18 protein-coding genes are annotated in these 17,467 nt (G+C 69.5%); 13 read left to right on the top strand and 5 right to left on the bottom strand.

Translation table 11 applies throughout. The annotated features are described in order from the left end of the window. A complete protein-coding gene (locus tag ABZ854_RS26780) occupies nt 1-741 on the top strand; it encodes an RDD family protein (protein ID WP_361215231.1) in 741 nt (246 codons plus the stop codon). Nucleotides 742-757: 16 nt separating this feature from the next. Here ABZ854_RS26780 and ABZ854_RS26775 read toward each other — a convergent pair whose 3' ends face one another. After that, a complete protein-coding gene (locus tag ABZ854_RS26775) occupies nt 758-994 on the bottom strand; it encodes a hypothetical protein (RefSeq protein WP_361215229.1) in 237 nt (78 codons plus the stop codon). A gap of 389 nt (nt 995-1,383) precedes the next feature. Between ABZ854_RS26775 and ABZ854_RS26770 the strand changes: the two genes are divergently transcribed. Then, nucleotides 1,384-3,738 carry an immune inhibitor A domain-containing protein gene (locus ABZ854_RS26770; RefSeq protein WP_361215227.1) on the top strand — a complete coding sequence of 785 codons (2,355 nt, stop codon included), beginning with the start codon at nt 1,384-1,386 and terminating at the stop codon, nt 3,736-3,738. Between the two features lie 122 nt (nt 3,739-3,860). Beyond that, entirely contained in the window at nt 3,861-4,196 is a 336-nt protein-coding gene (locus ABZ854_RS26765; protein ID WP_361215225.1) for a hypothetical protein, read from the top strand. A gap of 183 nt (nt 4,197-4,379) precedes the next feature. Here ABZ854_RS26765 and ABZ854_RS26760 read toward each other — a convergent pair whose 3' ends face one another. Together ABZ854_RS26760 and ABZ854_RS26755 are read right to left on the bottom strand one after the other, a co-directional pair. Further along, on the bottom strand, nt 4,380-4,976 hold the full coding sequence (locus ABZ854_RS26760) for an isochorismatase family protein (protein ID WP_361215223.1): 597 nt from the start codon (nt 4,974-4,976) through the stop codon (nt 4,380-4,382). Between the two features lie 58 nt (nt 4,977-5,034). Next, entirely contained in the window at nt 5,035-6,381 is a 1,347-nt protein-coding gene (locus ABZ854_RS26755) for a nicotinate phosphoribosyltransferase (protein WP_361215221.1), read from the bottom strand. Between the two features lie 57 nt (nt 6,382-6,438). Here ABZ854_RS26755 and clpS point away from each other — a divergent pair, with 57 nt between their 5' ends. The 9 genes from clpS (at nt 6,439) to ABZ854_RS26710 (ending at nt 14,396) form a co-directional block, all read left to right on the top strand. Next, nucleotides 6,439-6,756: an ATP-dependent Clp protease adapter ClpS gene (gene clpS, locus ABZ854_RS26750; RefSeq protein WP_361215219.1), complete on the top strand. Its 318-nt coding sequence runs from the start codon at nt 6,439-6,441 to the stop codon at nt 6,754-6,756. A 12-nt stretch (nt 6,757-6,768) separates the two neighbouring features. Next, the gene (locus tag ABZ854_RS26745; RefSeq protein ID WP_361215217.1) at nt 6,769-7,377 is read left to right on the top strand and encodes a DUF2017 domain-containing protein; all 609 of its coding nucleotides are present in this window, start codon (nt 6,769-6,771) and stop codon (nt 7,375-7,377) included. A gap of 439 nt (nt 7,378-7,816) precedes the next feature. Further along, a complete protein-coding gene (locus ABZ854_RS26740) occupies nt 7,817-9,235 on the top strand; it encodes an amino acid permease (RefSeq protein ID WP_361215215.1) in 1,419 nt (472 codons plus the stop codon). Between the two features lie 173 nt (nt 9,236-9,408). After that, entirely contained in the window at nt 9,409-9,831 is a 423-nt protein-coding gene (locus ABZ854_RS26735) for a M67 family metallopeptidase (protein ID WP_361215213.1), read from the top strand. An 88-nt stretch (nt 9,832-9,919) separates the two neighbouring features. Next, on the top strand, nt 9,920-10,015 hold the full coding sequence (locus ABZ854_RS26730; protein ID WP_347239660.1) for a putative leader peptide: 96 nt from the start codon (nt 9,920-9,922) through the stop codon (nt 10,013-10,015). 134 nt (nt 10,016-10,149) lie between these two features. After that, nucleotides 10,150-10,428 (top strand): MoaD/ThiS family protein, encoded by a 279-nt coding sequence (locus ABZ854_RS26725; RefSeq protein WP_361215211.1) that lies wholly within the window; start codon nt 10,150-10,152, stop codon nt 10,426-10,428. Between the two features lie 14 nt (nt 10,429-10,442). Further along, nucleotides 10,443-11,393: a cysteine synthase gene (locus ABZ854_RS26720; protein ID WP_361215209.1), complete on the top strand. Its 951-nt coding sequence runs from the start codon at nt 10,443-10,445 to the stop codon at nt 11,391-11,393. Between the two features lie 295 nt (nt 11,394-11,688). Beyond that, the gene (locus tag ABZ854_RS26715; protein WP_361215207.1) at nt 11,689-13,776 is read left to right on the top strand and encodes a putative Ig domain-containing protein; all 2,088 of its coding nucleotides are present in this window, start codon (nt 11,689-11,691) and stop codon (nt 13,774-13,776) included. Between the two features lie 149 nt (nt 13,777-13,925). After that, nucleotides 13,926-14,396 (top strand): hypothetical protein, encoded by a 471-nt coding sequence (locus tag ABZ854_RS26710; protein WP_361215205.1) that lies wholly within the window; start codon nt 13,926-13,928, stop codon nt 14,394-14,396. Between the two features lie 107 nt (nt 14,397-14,503). Here ABZ854_RS26710 and ABZ854_RS26705 read toward each other — a convergent pair whose 3' ends face one another. Beyond that, nucleotides 14,504-14,962: a type II toxin-antitoxin system PemK/MazF family toxin gene (locus ABZ854_RS26705; RefSeq protein WP_361215203.1), complete on the bottom strand. Its 459-nt coding sequence runs from the start codon at nt 14,960-14,962 to the stop codon at nt 14,504-14,506. A gap of 252 nt (nt 14,963-15,214) precedes the next feature. Here ABZ854_RS26705 and ABZ854_RS26700 point away from each other — a divergent pair, with 252 nt between their 5' ends. After that, nucleotides 15,215-15,967: an MBL fold metallo-hydrolase gene (locus ABZ854_RS26700; protein ID WP_361215201.1), complete on the top strand. Its 753-nt coding sequence runs from the start codon at nt 15,215-15,217 to the stop codon at nt 15,965-15,967. 83 nt (nt 15,968-16,050) lie between these two features. On the opposite strand, the gene ABZ854_RS26695 is transcribed toward ABZ854_RS26700, so the two are convergent. Continuing rightward, nucleotides 16,051-17,361 (bottom strand): PTS transporter subunit EIIC, encoded by a 1,311-nt coding sequence (locus ABZ854_RS26695; protein ID WP_361215199.1) that lies wholly within the window; start codon nt 17,359-17,361, stop codon nt 16,051-16,053. Between the last annotated feature and the right edge of the window lie 106 nt (nt 17,362-17,467).

Below are 17,467 nucleotides of genomic sequence, written 5' to 3'. Positions count from 1 at the left end.
ATGAGCAGCGAACCGCCCCACGGCTCCGGACCGCAGCCGCCCGACGACGATCCGCTCCGCAAGCGGCCCCCGTCGCAGGAGGGCGCGGGCTCGCCGTACGACCCGCCGTACGGCGCCCAGCAGCCCCCGCCCCCGGGCGGCGACCAGGGCGGCGGCCAGCCCCCTCCGCAGGGTGGCGGCCCCTACGGCGGCGGTCAGCCTCCTCCGCCGGGCGGCGGCCCCTACGGTGGCGGCGGCCCGTACGGCGGTGACTCCTACGGCGGCAGCGGCTACCCCGCCGACCCGCTCGCCGGAATGCCCCCGCTCGCCGACAGCGGCAAGCGCACCCTCGCCCGGATCATCGACATGATCCTGGTGGGGATCGTCGTCGGACTGCTCACCTGGGCGTTCGGGGTCAGCGCGTGGGAGATGGACGACAACGGCATCCAGGCCGGCCGGTCGGCGGCCGAGGGCGTCATCGCCGCGGTCCTCTACATCGCCTACGACACGTTCATGATGTCCCGGACCGGCCAGACGCTCGGCAAGAAGTGGCTGCACCTGCGCGTGGCCAACCTGGACAACGGTGCCACGCCCTCCCCGCAGACCCTGCTGATCCGCTCCCTGGTGCTGTGGATTCCGTTCGCGTTCTGCTGTGCCTGTATCTGGACGGCCATCTCGGGTGGTTGGAGCTTCTTCGACAGGCCGTACAAACAGGGCCTGCACGACAAAGCGGCCAAGACGGTGGTCGTCAGCACGCGTTGAGCCCGGTGCCCGCCGGTCAGAGCCGGCTGGGCACCCGCTCCTCCTCGGCCGCGGGCTCCGTCCGCGCCGCGACGGTGTGGGCGCCGGGCAGCGGCACCGTCATGGCCACGAAGACGCCCAGCGCGAGCGCGGCGAGTGCGATGACGGCGATCCCGAGGACGGAAGTCGCCTTGGAGAGCAGCAGCATGGCGAGGGTCGAGAAGACCACGGTGCAGGAACCGTAGACGAGCTGTGCGGCAGTCGGACGAGGCATGGCAATCGTGTCCTCGGGAGGGTCGGGGGGTGCCGATTCGACTCTATTCGGCTGCATGCCCGGGACGGACGATGGGTAAGCGTGACCTAACCCACGGTGCCGGTGCACAGGGGGCGCACGGAGTCATGGGGCCCCGGCATGTGCCGGTATCACGCGCCCGTTGGCCGGGATTCCCCTACGGCGCGCCCGGGGATCGAGGGTTAACCCTGTTCGTAAAGCGGACGCCAGCTCCGCATAGTGCACTTGTCCTGGGCAAGTCAAGATCTGTCTTTTCTTCTAAACCTCTAGTCAAATGACGTCACTTGACACACGCGTTGAACGTGCGCGCACGGATCCATCCATGACCCGGGACCCCCTGTTCGTGCGCGCGGCGCGGGGGAGGAACTCAAGTGACCAGCAGACCCTGGACGTTCAGAGCCGCCGCCATCGGCGTCGTGCTCACCACCGCCTCGGCCGGATTCGCGACCTTCGCCGTCGCGCAGGCGGCGACCGGCGCGGACAAGGCCCCGTCGGCTGCCGCGAACCGGCACGACCCGGCCGTGAAGCAGCAGTCGCACAACCTCGACGGTCCGATGAGCAAGACGCAGCGGGCTCAGCGCCAGGAGGCCCTGAACCAGCTCATATCGGGCAAGACGAAGGTCAAGGAGCGCAACGGCTCCAAGGTCGTCCAGCTCAAGAGCAAGAAGGGCGACAGCAAGTACGTCGAGCTCGGCCGGGAGAAGACCGACAAGATCTTCACGATCCTGGTGGAGTTCGGCGACCAGACGGACCCCAAGTTCGGCGGCACCCCCGGCCCGCTGCACAACACGATCGCCCAGCCCGACCGCCGCAAGGACAACTCGACGGCCTGGCAGGCGGACTACAACCAGAAGCACTACCAGGACCTGTACTTCGGCACCGGCAAGAAGACCGAGTCGCTGAAGAAGTACTACGAGAAGCAGTCCTCGGGCCGCTACTCGGTCGACGGTGAGGTCTCCGACTGGGTCAAGGTGCCCTACAACGAGGCCCGCTACGGCAACGACGCCTGCGGCCAGACGAACTGCACCGACGTGTGGAACGTGGTCCGCGACGGCCTGAACGCCTGGGTCGCCGACCAGAAGAAGGCCGGCAAGTCCGACGCCACCATCAAGGCGGACCTGGCCAAGTACGACCAGTGGGACCGCTACGACTACGACGGCGACGGCAACTTCAACGAGCCCGACGGTTACATCGACCACTTCCAGCTCGTGCACGCCGGTGAGGACGAGTCCGCGGGCGGCGGCGCCCAGGGCAAGGACGCGATCTGGGCCCACCGCTGGTACGCCTTCGGCACGGACGCGGGCGCGACCGGTCCGGCCGACAACAAGCTCGGCGGCACGCAGGTCGGCGACACCGGCGTCTGGGTCGGCGACTACACCATCCAGCCGGAGAACGGCGGCCTCGGTGTCTTCGCCCACGAGTACGGCCACGACCTCGGCCTGCCGGACGAGTACGACACCGCGGGCGGCGACAACGGCACCGGCTTCTGGACGCTGATGTCCGCCGGCTCCTGGCTGGGCACCGGCAAGGAGTCGATCGGCGACATGCCGGGCGACCTCAACGCCTGGGACAAGATGCAGCTGGGCTGGCTGAACTACGACACCGCCAAGGCGGGCGTCACCTCCTGGCACAAGCTGGGTCTCGCCGAGTACAACACCAAGTACCACCAGGCGCTCGTCGTCTCGCTGCCGGACAAGGCGGTCAAGACCACGATCGTCAACCCGGCGCAGGGTGCCACCCAGTGGTGGAGCGGTATGGGTGACAACCTCAAGAACACCCTGACCCGTTCGGTGGACCTGACCGGCAAGAAGTCCGCGAAGCTGGACCTCGACGGCTGGTACGACATCGAGAAGGACTACGACTACCTCTACACCGAGGTGTCGACCGACGGCGGCTCCAACTGGACCGCCCTCGACGGCACGGTGGACGGCCAGGCCATCCCGCGCGACGGCAGCGACAAGCCGGCCCTGACCGGTTCGGTCGACGGCTACAAGAAGCTGTCGTACTCCCTGGACGCCTACGCGGGCCAGAAGATCCAGCTGCGCTTCCGCTACCAGTCCGACGGCGGCGTCGCCCTGAAGGGCTTCGCGGCGGACGACATCACGCTGACCGCCGACGGTGCCCCGGTGTTCTCGGACAACGCCGAGAGCGCGGACAACGCGTGGACGGCCTCCGGCTTCTCCCGCATCGGCGCGTCCTTCACCAAGGACTACAAGCAGTACTACATCGCCGAGAACCGGCAGTACGAGTCGTACGACAAGACCCTCAAGGTCGGCCCGTACAACTTCGGTTCGGCCAAGCGCACGGGCTGGGTGGAGCACTACCCGTACCAGAACGGCCTGCTGATCTGGAAGTGGGACACCTCCCAGGCGGACAACAACACCAGCGCCCACCCGGGCACCGGTCTGATCCTGCCGGTCGACGCGCACGCCAAGGCGCTGAAGTGGTCCGACGGCACGCTGATGCGCAACAAGATCCAGACGTACGACTCGACGTTCACGATCGGTCGCACCGACGGTCTGACCCTGCACAAGGCGGACGTGAAGACCAAGATCAAGTCGCAGAAGGGCGTGCGGACGTTCAACGACCACACGAGCACCTACTACGACCCGGAGAACCCCTCCGCGAGCGTCAAGATCACTGACACCAACACCATGATCAGGATCCTGAAGCAGGGCAAGGGTGGCTCGACGGTGGAGCTGCTGGTCGGTCCCGCGGTGAAGTAAGCGGACATTTTCGCAGGTCAGAAGCGTATCGGCGGCAACCCCCTGGCGGGTTGCCGCCGATCGTGTTTAGGTGCGACCTGTGGCTCGCTTATTGACACCGACCGGAACGGGGATGTGACCACATGGCCGCAGGAGGTTTCTGCAAGATGCCGAACGGCACGGTGGTGGTGGCGCTCAACCTGCCCAGTCCCGGGCCCGCGGGCGGCCCCGCGGGGGTACGGGTCCTGGTCCACGCCCAGAACCGCGCCCGAGCCCTGACCAGGCTCCGCAACCTGGGGTTGCGCGCGATATACCTGCGGGGCAACACCGCCCCGCCGACCCCGGACGAGGTGACGGCGGTCCTCCACCACCCCGACGGCCTCCTCTGGCGCACGTCCCCGGACAACGGTGTCATCCCGAACGAACTCTGGCACCCCATCCGAGCACTCCTCCGCCGACCAGCGGTACCCCAGGGCTGACCCCGCCCCCGTCCCGTCCGCAGCCCCGCTGTGGCCGCTCGCGCAGTTCCCCGCGCCCCTGAGGGGCGCGCTGTACTGGCCGACACTTTCCAGCACCGGCCAGGGCAGCCCACCCCTAGGGGCGCGGGGAACTGCGCGAACGGCCCCCACCGGCCCGCAGGCGACCTACGAGCTCAGCGCGGGCTAGCTGTTCAGGACCGGTTTGCCGGTGAGGGTTATGCCTGCGGAGCGGAGTGATTCGAGGGCGCGGTCGGTGGTGTCGGCGGAGACCCCGGCCGTGAGGTCGAGCAGCACCTGCGTCCGGAACCCCTCCTTCGCGGCATCCAGCGCAGTCGCCCGCACGCAGTGGTCCGTGGCGATCCCCACCACGTCGACCTCGTCGATGTGCCGCGCCCGCAGCCACGCCGCCAGCGACACCCCGTTCTCGTCGGCCCCCTCGAACCCGCTGTACGCGGCCGAGTACGCCCCCTTGTCGAACACCGCGTCCACCGCCCCCGAGGCGACGGCCGGGGCGAAGTTGGGGTGGAACCCCACCCCCTCCGTGCCCGCGACGCAGTGCGCCGGCCAGGAGTGGACGTAGTCGGGGTCGTCCGCGAAGTGGCCGCCCGGCGCGATGTGGTGGTCCCGGGTGGCCACCACGTGCCGGTACCCCGCGCCGCCCGCCGCCTGCCCGATCAGTTCGGTGATCGCGGCGGCGACATCGGCACCCCCCGCCACCGCGAGGCTGCCGCCCTCGCAGAAGTCGTTCTGGACGTCTACGACGATCAAGGCGCGGCGCATGGCGGGTGTCCTTCGGCTGTGTGGGTGGTGGAGAGGAGGGGCGCGTACCGGTCCCGGATTAGCTACCCGAGCGCCCGTGCACGTACTCCGTCGGCAGGACGGGTTCCCCGCGTGAGAGCTGCGTCGCGGACAGCGGCAGGTTTCCCCGCGCGGCGACGTGCCGGTCCCGTACGACGTCCAACGGCTCGCGCGCGACGACCCGGCCGCCCTTGACCAGCTCGACCAGCAGTTGCCGGTCGCCCAGCTCGGCGGGGACGGATCCGGTGCCGACGACCTCGGCCTCCGCCACCCCCTCCGCGTCCAGGCGCCGTGCCGCCCACTTGCGGCCCCCCACGGACGTCTTGCCCCCGCTGGACTTCTTCGCGACCGGCACCAGCGGCGCCGCAGGGTCCGCGGACTCGGCGCGGGCGACCAGCTTGTAGACCATCGAGCAGGTCGGGTGCCCGGACCCGGTCACCAGCTGGGTGCCGACGCCGTACGCGTCCACGGGCGCCGCCGCCAGCGAGGCGATGGCGTACTCGTCGAGGTCCGAGGTGACGATGATCTTCGTGCGGGTCGCGCCCAGCTCGTCCAGCTGCTGCCGCACCCGGTGCGCGACCAGCAGCAGGTCCCCGGAGTCGATGCGCACCGCGCCCAGCTCGGGACCGGCCACCTCCACCGCCGTGCGGACCGCCTCGGCGACGTCGTACGTGTCCACCAGCAGCGTCGTGCCCCGGCCCAGCGAGTCCACCTGGGCGCGGAAGGCGTCCCGCTCGTGGTCGTGCAGCAGGGTGAAGGCGTGCGCGGAGGTGCCGACGGTCGGAATGCCGTACCGGAAGCCGGCCGCGAGGTCGGAGGTGGTCGCGAACCCGCCGACGTACGCGGCGCGCGCGGCGGCGACGGCGGCCAGCTCGTGGGTGCGGCGGGCGCCCATCTCGACCAGCGGCCGGCCGCCCGCGGCGGACGCCATCCGGGAGGCGGCGGCCGCGATCGCCGAGTCGTGGTTGAGGATGGAGAGGATCACGGTCTCCAGCAGCACGCACTCGGCGAAGGAGCCCTCCACCCGCAGGATCGGCGAGCCCGGGAAGTACACCTCGCCCTCGGGGTAGCCCCAGATGTCCCCGCTGAACCGGTAGCCGGCGAGCCACTCCAGCGTCCGCTCGTCCGTGATCTCCCGCTCACGCAGGAACGCCAGGACGGCGTCGTCGAAGCGGAAGTTCTCGACCGCGTCCAGGACGCGCCCGGTGCCCGCCACCACGCCGTAGCGCCGCCCGTGCGGCAGCCGCCGGGTGAAGACCTCGAACACACTGCGCCGCTCGGCGGTACCGCCCGCCAGCGCGGCCTGCAGCATGGTCAGCTCGTACTGGTCCGTGAAGAGCGCCGTGGAGGGAACGTCCACCGGCAGCCCGAGGTCCGCTGTGTTCATGGCAAGGGATCGTACCCCCATTTCGTCAGTGTGACGAATACTGATCGGCGTGGCAGCATGGGCACTGTGACGTCACCCGCGCCCGCAGAGATCGAACGCACCGAGTCGGCGGAGGAGGTCTTCGCCGTACCCGAGCCCGACGTCCCCTGGATCACCATCGTCCACAATGATCCGGTCAACCTCATGAGCTACGTGACGTACGTCTTCCAGGCGTACTTCGGCTACTCCAAGGACAAGGCCACCAAGCTCATGCTCGACGTCCACCACAAGGGCCGGGCGGTCGTCTCCAGCGGCAGCCGCGAGGAGATGGAACGCGACGTGCAGGCCATGCACGGCTACGGTCTGTGGGCCACCCTCCAGCAGGACCGGAAGTAGCGAATCGCCTCCATGTCAGGAACCTTCGAACCGCTCCCCGGCGGCGGCGCGGCCGTCGCACTCGACGACGTCGAGATCTCCATTCTCCGCTCGCTCGCCGCCCAGCTGCTGGAACGCATCGGCCCCGGTCCCACCGAGGACGCCCCGGACGACCCGCTCGCCGAGCTGTTCGCGGAGGGCCCCAGCGAGCCGCCCTCCGACCCGGTGCTCAGACGGCTCTTCCCGGACGCTTACAGCGACCCCGCCAAGGCGCCCGAGTCCCTCGGTCAGGCGGAGGAGTGGCAGGAGTACTCCGCCGAGTTCCGCCGCTACACCGAGAACGACCTGAGGGCCGGCAAGCGGGACAACGCCCTCGCGGTGATCCGCACCCTGGACGCCCTCGCCCCCCTGGACGACGACGGCGGCGCGGTCCTCAAGCTGTCCCCGGAGGAGTCCCGGCAGTGGCTCGGCTCCCTCAACGACCTGCGCCTCGCCATCGGCACGACGCTGGACATCACCGACGAGGACGACACCGACCTGCTCTACCGGCTCCCCGACGAGGACCCGCGCAAGCCGATGGTGCTGGCCTACCTCTGGCTCGGCGGACTCCAGGAGACCCTCGTCGGCACGCTCATGCCGTGACGTGCCCCATGTCCTGACGGCCGGTATGTCCTGATGGCCGTCATGCCTTGACGGCCATCATGCCGTGACGGCCATCATGCCGTGATGTCCTGATTCATCCGCATTTCGTGTTCGCTCAGAGGACGCTCAAATCCGGATAACGATCACGTCACCGATGTGGCCGGTAATGCTGCGTTCGGACGCCCTTTGTCCGGTTCTACCTGTGCTGTGCGTCACATCGCGACCCTGTGATCAGCGGTCCGACCGTGGTAAATCTTCACGACCGCCCGGCCGACACCACCCATGTACGGCCGGGTGCGCCACCGAGCCGGCGACCGCCGGCCAGGCACGGGCGGGCCGTTTCGAAAGCCCGCCCAGCTCCATCAGTCCGGGGGGATCGAAACCCGATCCGGAGGCCGACGACAGGCCCGGGTCGGAAATGGAGAAAGGCGCACCACACATGGCCTCTGAGAAGGTCACCGCAGCCCCTGAGGAGGGGTACGAGCGCGGGCTCGGCAGCCGCCAGGTCCAGATGATCGCCATCGGCGGCGCGATCGGTGTCGGACTGTTCCTGAAGGCCGGGGCCAACATCGAGAAGGCCGGCCCCAGTCTCATCCTGATGTACGCCCTCGCCGGCGTGATCATCTTCTTCATCATGCGGGCCCTGGGCGAACTGCTGCTCTACCGCCCGGTCTCCGGCTCCTTCGCCGACTACTCGCGCGAATTCCTCGGCCCGTTCTTCGGCTACTTCACCGGCTGGACGTACTGGCTGATGTGGGTGGTCACCGGCATGGCCGAGCTGACGGCCGCCGCGATCTACATCAACTACTGGTTCCCCTCGGTGCCGCAGTGGGTGACCGCGCTCGTCTTCCTGGTGATCCTCTTCGGGGTCAACCTGATCTCCGTGAAGCTCTTCGGCGAGCTGGAGTTCTGGTTCTCCATGGTCAAGGTCACCGCGCTGATCGGCATGATCGTGATCGGCGTCGGCGTGCTCACCTTCGGCTTCAGCGCCGCCGGTGACACCGCGCACGTGTCGAACCTCTGGCAGTTCGACGGCTTCTTCCCCAAGGGCATCGGCTCCTCCCTGATGACCTTGCAGGGCGTGATGTTCGCCTACCTCGCCGTCGAACTCGTCGGCGTCACGGCGGGGGAGTCCGAGAACCCGGAGAAGACCCTCCCGAAGGCCATCAACACCCTGCCCTGGCGGATCGGCCTGTTCTACGTCGGTGCCCTCACCGTCATCCTGTGCGTGGTCAAGTGGACCGAGTTCCACGCGAACGTCAGCCCCTTCGTGAAGGCGTTCGCGATGATCGGCATCCCGGCCGGCGCCGGCATCGTCAACTTCGTGGTGCTCACCGCCGCCCTGTCCTCCTGCAACTCGGGCATGTACTCCACAGGCCGCATGCTGCGCACCCTCGCCGACAACCGCGAGGCCCCGCAGGTCTTCTCCAAGCTGTCGGTCACCAAGACCCCGGCGCTCGGCATCACCGTCTCCGTGCTGTTCATGGGCATCGGCGTGGTCCTCAACTACGTCGTCCCGGAGAAGGCGTTCGGCTACGTCACCTCCGTCGCCACCGCGGCCGGCATCTGGACCTGGCTGATGATCCTGGTCAGCCACGTCCGGTACCGCCGCGCGGTCGCCGCCGGCCGGCTGCCCGCCTCGCCCTTCCCGGCGCCCGGCGGCGCGGTGTCGTCGTACATCGCCATCGCGTTCCTGCTGTTCGTCACCGGTCTGATCGCCTACGACCCGGACTCCCGCGTCTGCCTCTACGTGATGGCCGTCTGGGCGGCGGCGCTCGGCGTCGGCTGGCTGGTCCTGAAGAACCGCACCCCGGACATCGCCGCCCGCCGCGAGCCGGAACTGGAACAGGTGGGCTGACCGCACCAGCCAGAACCAGGAGCCGGCCCCGCCGTGCCGGCCTCCCCGCAGGACGTCGGGCGACCGGGAACACTCGTGGATTCCCGGCAGCCACCCGCTCAAGACGTCCGGCATGTGGGCCCCTCCGTACCATCCCTCGGTACGGAGCGGGCCCTCTGCTTATCCTGAGCCCCATGCTGACCCTCACCCAGGCCCTCCACGACCAGATCGTCGCCCACGCGCGCGAGGACCACCCCGACGAGGCGTGCGGCGTGGTCGCCGGTCCCGTGGGCGCCGGCCGCCCCGAGCGCTTCATCCCCATGCTGAACGCGGCCCGCTCGCCCACCTTCTACGAGTTCGACTCGCAGGACCTGCTGAAGCTCTACCGCGAGATGGACGACCGCGACGAGGAGCCGGTGATCATCTACCACTCCCACACCGCGACCGAGGCCTACCCCTCCCGCACCGACATCGGCTACGCCAACGAGCCGGGCGCCCACTACGTCCTCGTCTCCACCGCGGACGCCGACGGCCTCGGCGAGTTCCAGTTCCGCTCCTTCCGCATCCTCGACGGGCAGGTCACCGAGGAGGACGTGAAGATCGTCGAGGCCTACTGAGCCGCACCGTCTCACCCCTCGATCGTCATGCGTCCGCCATCTGGGATCACATTCCGGAACCCGGACCGGGAATCGATACGATGAGCCCATGGTTCTCCACGACGTGAGCGATGAGACGCCGGGCATGCTGCTCGTGGCGCGGCTGCACGTCGACCTGTGCAGGTTGAACAGCGCCATCTGTTGACGTTCCCTGCCGCCGTACCGGCCGTGGGCCGCGCGGCCAGCCGCCGCGCGCGCAGCCTCCGCGGCATCCGCGCCACCTTCGACGACATCGACGACCCGACATCGACGACTTAACCCTGACAGGAGCCCGCGACCATGGCCATCGAGGTCCGCATCCCGACCATCCTCCGCACCTACACCGACGGCCAGAAGGCGGTGGACGGCGCCGGGAACACCCTCGCCGAGCTGTTCGCCGACCTCGAGACCCGGCACGGTGGCATCCGGGCGCGCATCGTGGACGGCGACCAGCTGCGCCGCTTCGTCAACGTGTACCTGAACGACGAGGACGTCCGCTTCCTGGACGGCATCAACACCAAGCTGTCCGACGGCGACAACGTGACGATCCTGCCGGCCGTGGCCGGCGGCATGCGCTGACGGCGCCGGCAGCGATGCGCTACGACTCCCCGCTGGCCGCGGTGGGCAACACCCCCCTGGTGCGCCTGCCGCGGCTGTCGCCGTCCCCCGAGGTCCGCATCTGGGCCAAGCTGGAGGACCGCAACCCGACCGGCTCGGTCAAGGACCGCCCGGCCCTGCACATGATCGAGCAGGCCGAGAAGGACGGCCGGCTGACCCCCGGCTGCACGATCCTCGAACCCACCTCCGGCAACACCGGCATCTCGCTCGCCATGGCGGCCAAGCTCAAGGGCTACCGCATGGTGTGCGTGATGCCCGAGAACACCTCGCAGGAGCGCCGGGACCTGCTCGGCATGTGGGGCGCGGAGATCATCTCCTCCCCGGCGGCGGGCGGCTCCAACACCGCCGTGCGCGTCGCCAAGGAGCTGGCCGCCGAGCACCCCGACTGGGTGATGCTCTACCAGTACGGCAACCCGGACAACGCCGGCGCGCACTACGCGACCACGGGCCCGGAGCTGCTCGCGGACCTGCCCTCCATCACCCACTTCGTCGCGGGCCTCGGCACCACCGGCACCCTGATGGGCGTCGGCCGCTACCTGCGCGAGAACAAGCCGGACGTCAAGATCGTCGCCGCCGAACCGCGCTACGACGACCTGGTGTACGGCCTGCGCAACCTCGACGAGGGCTTCGTCCCCGAGCTGTACGACGCCTCGGTCCTCACCACCCGCTACTCCGTGGGCTCCGCCGACGCGGTCACCCGCACCCGTGAACTCCTCCAGCAGGAGGGCATCTTCGCGGGCGTCTCCACCGGTGCCGCCCTGCACGCGGCGATCGGTGTCGGCAACAAGGCGCTGAAGGCCGGCGAGAGCGCCGACATCGCCTTCGTCGTCGCCGACGGCGGCTGGAAGTACCTCTCCACCGGCGTCTACACGGCCGCCACGACGGAAGAGGCCATCGAGACCCTCCAGGGCCAGCTCTGGGCGTAGAGGCTCGCGCGTAACGGCCTTCGGGTGTAGTTCTCGGTTCTCGCCAACCCCCTCCAATGAGGGGGTCACGCGAATCCTATGGCCGGGCAAAGAATTGTGTCCGGTACTGCCGGTAACGCTCGGGCCAGGGCTACGTTCCTCCCGCACCCTGTCATGTCACCCTCACTCCACGAGGTCGGCGGGCAGGTGCCTGTGAGTGTCATGCTCATGACCTGCGCGGTTTCGCCGCCGCTACGCGCGTGTCACGGGCTGCCCTTCCAGCTGCGAATCCCCACTTCCACGGAGGCAGTACCCCATGCGTGAGTCACGCCCGAGCGGGCGCAGACCCCGTCTGCGCAAGCTCGTCGCCGTCGCCGTCCCGGCCCTCGGCCTCACCGTCGCCGGTTTCGCCGCCGCACCCGTAGCGGGTGCCACGCCGGTCACGGCACAGACCGCCGCCCACACCACCACGCACGCGGCGCAGAACGCGAAGGCCCTGACCGACCCCAAGCGTCAGACCTTCCACACAACGGGCAAGGCCGGCCAGAAGGTGCCCACCCAGCACCTGTGCGCCACCGCCGAGCCCGGTCACGCGTCCTGCTTCGCGCAGCGCCGCACCGACATCAAGCAGCACCTCGCCTCGGCGCTCGCCGCCGCGGCCGCCACCCCCTCCGGGCTCTCCCCGGCCAACCTGCACGACGCCTACAAGCTGCCCTCCACGGGCGGGTCCGGCATGACGGTCGCGATCGTCGACGCCTACAACGACCCCAACGCCGAGGCGGACCTGGGCACCTACCGCTCGACCTACGGCCTGTCCTCCTGCACCAAGGCCAACGGCTGCTTCAAGCAGGTCAGCCAGACCGGCTCCACCACCAACCTCCCCACCAACGACTCGGGTTGGGCCGGTGAGGAAGCGCTCGACCTCGACATGGTCAGCGCCACCTGCCCGAACTGCCACATCGTCCTGGTCGAGGCCGACTCGGCGAACGACACGGACCTCGGCATCGCCGAGAACCAGGCCGTCTCGCAGGGCGCCAAGATCGTCTCCAACAGCTGGGGCGGCGACGAGGCATCGAGCCAGACGTCCGAGGACCAGCAGTACTTCAACCACCCGGGCGTGGCCATCACGGTCTCCGCGGGTGACTCCGCCTACGGCGCCGAGTACCCGGCGACCTCCCAGTACGTGACCGCCGTCGGCGGCACCGCGCTGAACCAGTCCTCCAACTCGCGCGGCTGGTCGGAGTCCGTCTGGCACACCAACTCCACCGAGGGCACGGGCTCCGGCTGCTCCGCCTACGACCCGAAGCCGAGCTGGCAGACGGACACGGGCTGCTCCAAGCGCATGGAGGCCGACGTCTCCGCCGTCGCCGACCCGGCCACCGGCGTGGCGGTCTACGACACCTACGGCGGCTCCGGCTGGGCGGTCTACGGCGGCACCAGCGCCTCCGCCCCGCTCGTCGCCGGCGTCTACGCCCTCGCGGGCACCCCGGGCAGCAGTGACTACCCGGCGAAGTACCCCTACGCCCACACCAGCAACCTGTTCGACGTGACGAGCGGCAGCAACGGCTCCTGCTCCACGTCCTACTTCTGCACCGCCGGCACCGGCTACGACGGCCCGACCGGCTGGGGCACCCCCAACGGCACCGCAGCCTTCACCGCCGGCGGCGGCAGCACCGGCAACACGGTGAGCGTCACCAACCCCGGCAACCAGTCCACCACCACGGGCGGCTCCGCCGGCCTGCAGATCCACGCCAGCGACAGCGCGGGTGCGGCCCTGACCTACAGCGCCACGGGTCTGCCGACCGGCCTGTCCATCAACAGCTCCACCGGCCTGATCTCCGGCACCGCCTCCACCGCCGGCACCTACCAGGTCACCGTCACCGCCAAGGACTCCACCGGCGCCACCGGCGCGACCTCCTTCACCTGGACCGTCGGCACCTCCGGCGGCGGCTGCACCTCCGCCCAGCTGCTCAAGAACCCGGGCTTCGAGTCCGGCAGCACCGGCTGGAGCGCCACCAGCGGCGTCATCACCACCGACTCCGGTGAGGCCGCCCACAGCGGCTCCTACAAGGCGTGGATGGACGGCTACGGCAGCACCCACACCGACACCGTTTCCCAGTCGGTGACGATCCCGGCCGGCTGCACCGCCAAGGTGACGTTCTACCTGCACATCGACACCAACGAGTCGACCTCCTCCAGCGCGTACGACAAGCTGAAGGTCACCGCCGGTTCGACCACCCTGGCGACCTACTCCAACCTGGACGCCGCCTCCGGTTACGCCCAGAAGTCCTTCGACCTGTCCGCCTTCGCGGGCCAGACGGTCACCCTGAAGTTCAGCGGGACCGAGGACTCCTCCCTGCAGACCAGCTTCGTCGTCGACGACACCGCCGTCACGACCAGCTGACCCGCACCACCCGGTGATCCCGCGCGCGGAGGCCTTCCGCGCGCGGGATCATTCCGTTTCGGGGGCCTCGACCGGGATCCGACGGCGCCGCTGATACGTCACATCAGCACCAGGCCGGTCGTCCGGCCCCGTACCGAAAGGCGGTCCCCATGCGCCGTACGACACGGACAGCGCTCCCCGTCGGCACCACCGCCGTCGCCCTCGCGGCGACGCTCCTCCTGGCCGGCTGCGGCTCCGAGAAGTCCGGCACGTCCGCCGGCCACTCCGGCAACGGCGGCACGGTGTCCTCCACCCCGGCCGGCTGCACCGCCAAGGGACAGCTGACGGCCGCCGACAACGGCCGTACCGTCTGCCTGTCCAAGGGCGACGAGCTGCGCCTCACCCTCGACGGCACCAAGGCCCGCCCCTGGAAGCCGGTCTCCGTACAGGGCAAGGGCCTGGAAGCCATCAACGCCGGCATAGTCCTGCAACCGGGCGACTCCACGGGCGCCTGGCGCGCGACAACCTCCGGCACGGTGAAACTGGTGTCCTCCCGCCCCCTGTGCGCCCAGCTCACAACCCCGGGCGCGGTCTCCTGCAAGGGCATCCAGGACTGGACGGTGACAGTGAGGGTGAGCTGAGCGCCCCGAAGGGGCGCGGGGCTGTGTACATGTGCGGCTCCGCCGCGTGGGCGCGACAAGCCACGACGGCGCCGCAGCCTGACGACGCGCCGCATCCAGCGGAGCACTCACCCGGCCAGGTGCCGTACCTGATCCCAGAGGACCGGGTCCACCACACCCACCCGGCGGCGGAAATCCCCGACGGGCACCTCGCGAAGCTCGTCCGTGCGGAGGAAGCTGGGGCGGCCCTGGGCGTCCCCGACCGCGCCGGGCGGCAGCGGGATCACCCCCGCGCGTTCGTCGTGGTACTTACTGGTGATCTTCGCGACCGTCGCCCGGTTGCCACGCACCGCCAGCACCAGGCAGGGCCGGTCCTTGGCGACACCCACGTGGTCCTCGTAGGGCACGTTCGCCCACCAGATGTCACCCGGATGGGGCCGTGCCGCCGCCGCGGCCCCCTCCAACCGCCCGTGCCGCCGTCGCCACCGCCCGGGCCGCCGGTGGCCGCGCCCCCAGCCGTCCACGAGCGTGGCGACCAGCGCGAGCAGCACCACCGCCGCGAGCGCCAGCCACCATGACGTGTCCATACGGACGACGGTACCGGCGCACGCCGCGCATTGCGCGCCCTCTTTCAATCCTGTTGCGCCCCCGGTCCAGCCGAACCGGTGACAGCACAGGTGAGTTCGCCCACAACGGCCCCTGGCGGAGGAGCGACCGGCCCTTTTGCGCCTTACGCTCGACGAACCCCGTACGACCCCTCGTCACCCCCCGCCCCGCCCCCTTCGCACCACTTGTCCCGCACCGCGCCCAATGGTTTCCGCCACGGAGGTTTCTGCTTCATGAAGCTCACCGTCGTCGGCTGCTCGGGGTCGTTCCCGTCCGCGGAATCGGCCTGCTCGAGCTACCTCGTCGAGGCCGACGGCTTCCGGCTGCTGCTCGACATGGGCAACGGCGCCCTCGGCGAGCTCCAGCGCCACTGCGGTCTCTACGACCTCGACGCGATCTTCCTCAGCCATCTGCACGCCGATCACTGCATCGACATGCTCGGGTACTTCGTCGCCCGCTACTACCGCCACGACGGCGGCCCCTGCGACCGCCTCCCGGTCTACGGCCCCGAGGGCACCGAGCACCGCCTCACCACGGCCTACGCCGACACCCCCAGCGCCTCCTCGATGAGCGAGGTCTTCGACTTCCACACGGTCAAGCCGTCGACGTTCGAGATCGGCCCGTTCACGGTGCACACCGAGCGGGTCCGCCACCCCGTGGAGGCGTACGGCATCCGGGTCGAGCACGGCGGCAAGTCCCTCGCCTACTCCGGCGACACGGGAGTCACCGAGGCGCTCGGGACGCTGGCCCGCGACACGGACCTGTTCCTGTGCGAGGCCGCGTTCACGCACGGCAAGGAGAGCATCCCCGACCTGCACCTCAACGGCCGCGAGGCGGGTGAGGCGGCGGCCCGTGCGGGCGCCCGCCGCCTGGTCCTCACTCACATCCCGCCGTGGACCGACCCGCAGGTCAACCTCCGCGACGCCCGCGAGGTCTTCGCCGGCCCGGTCGACCTGGCGGCGCCGAGGCAGTCGTACGAGATCTGAGTCCGGTCCCCGTCCTACGACGAAGGCCCCGGAACCCGATGCACACGGGTTCCGGGGCCTTCGTCATGCCCTGCGGTGGTGCCTCACGCCTTGGTGAGGTCCTCGACCTCCTCCTCGGGCTCCCGGCCCGGGGTGGGGATGTTGAACTTGACGATGGCGAACCGGAAGACGACGTAGTAGATGACGCCGAAGACCAGGCCCACCGGGATCATCAGCCACGGCTTGGTGGAGATGCCCCAGTTGATGAGGACGTCGGTCAGACCGGCGGAGAAGCTGAAGCCCATGTGGATGCCGAGGGCCCAGGTGACCGCCATGGACAGCGCGGTGAGGACCGCGTGGATCGCGTAGAGCAGCGGTGCGATGAACATGAACGAGAACTCGATCGGCTCGGTCACACCGGTGATGAACGAGGTCAGCGCCAGCGACGTCATCATGCCGAGGACGGCCTTGCGGCGCTCGGGCCGAGCGGAGTGGGCCATGGCGAGGGCCGCCGCCGGCAGACCGAACATCATGATCGGGAAGAAGCCGGTCATGAACATGCCCGCGTGCGGGTCGCCCGCGAAGAAGCGCGGCAGGTCGCCGTGGAAGACGGTGCCGGCGGAGTTGGTGTAGTCGCCGATCTGGAACCAGGCCACGGAGTTGACGAACTGGTGCATGCCGATGGGGATCAGCGCGCGGTTGATGAGACCGAAGAGGGCCGCGCCGAAGGAGCCGAGGCCGGTCATCCACTCGCCGAAGTTGGTGATCACGTCACCGATGGGCTGCCAGCCGAGGACGACCAGGACACCGAGGGCGGCACCGACGGCGGCCGTAATGATCGGGACCAGACGGCGGCCGTTGAAGAAGCCGAGCCAGTCGACGAGCTTCTTGCGGTGGTAGCGCTGCCACAGCACGGCGGTCAGCAGACCGATGATGATGCCGCCGAGCACACCCGGGTTCTGGAACGTGGCGGCCGTGGCCGCCTCGTGCCCCTTCTGCCAGAACCCGCCGAAGGGTGCGACGGGCGTGTACGTCGCGCCCTCGTGACCCTCCTTGATGGGGAACTGGTGGATCACGGCATAGTAGGTGAGGAACGCGACCACGGCCGCGAGCGCCGTCGAGCCGTCGGCCTTCTTCGCGAAGCCGATGGCCACGCCTATGCAGAACAGGAGGGGGAGCCCGAAGGAGCTGTCGAACAGGATGCCGCCGGCCCCGGCGAACACCTTCGCGACGTCGGTGGGCAGGTGCAGCTTCGCCTGGACGTCGGGCTGGCCGAGCCGCATCAGGAGGCCCGCCGCCGGCAGCACGGCGATCGGGAGCTGCAGGCTGCGGCCGACCTTCTGCAGGCCCTGGAACAGGCCGGATCCCCTCTTTTTCTGAGGGGCCGCCGTGGATGGCGCGGTGGCGGTGGTCATACGTCCTCCATCGGGTGGTGGTCTACACCACTCAGTGGTGTAGACCTGTTGTAGCACGATGAAGGCGGCATAAGGAACCCACGATTCCTGCGACGGAATCGCTACT

The sequence above is a fragment of the Streptomyces sp. NPDC047028 genome (assembly GCF_040644095.1).
In the GTDB taxonomy this organism is placed as follows: Bacteria; Actinomycetota; Actinomycetes; order Streptomycetales; family Streptomycetaceae; genus Streptomyces.
The sequence above is the reverse complement of the archived record's forward strand: the minus strand, read 5'-3'. Positions and strand labels throughout refer to the sequence as shown.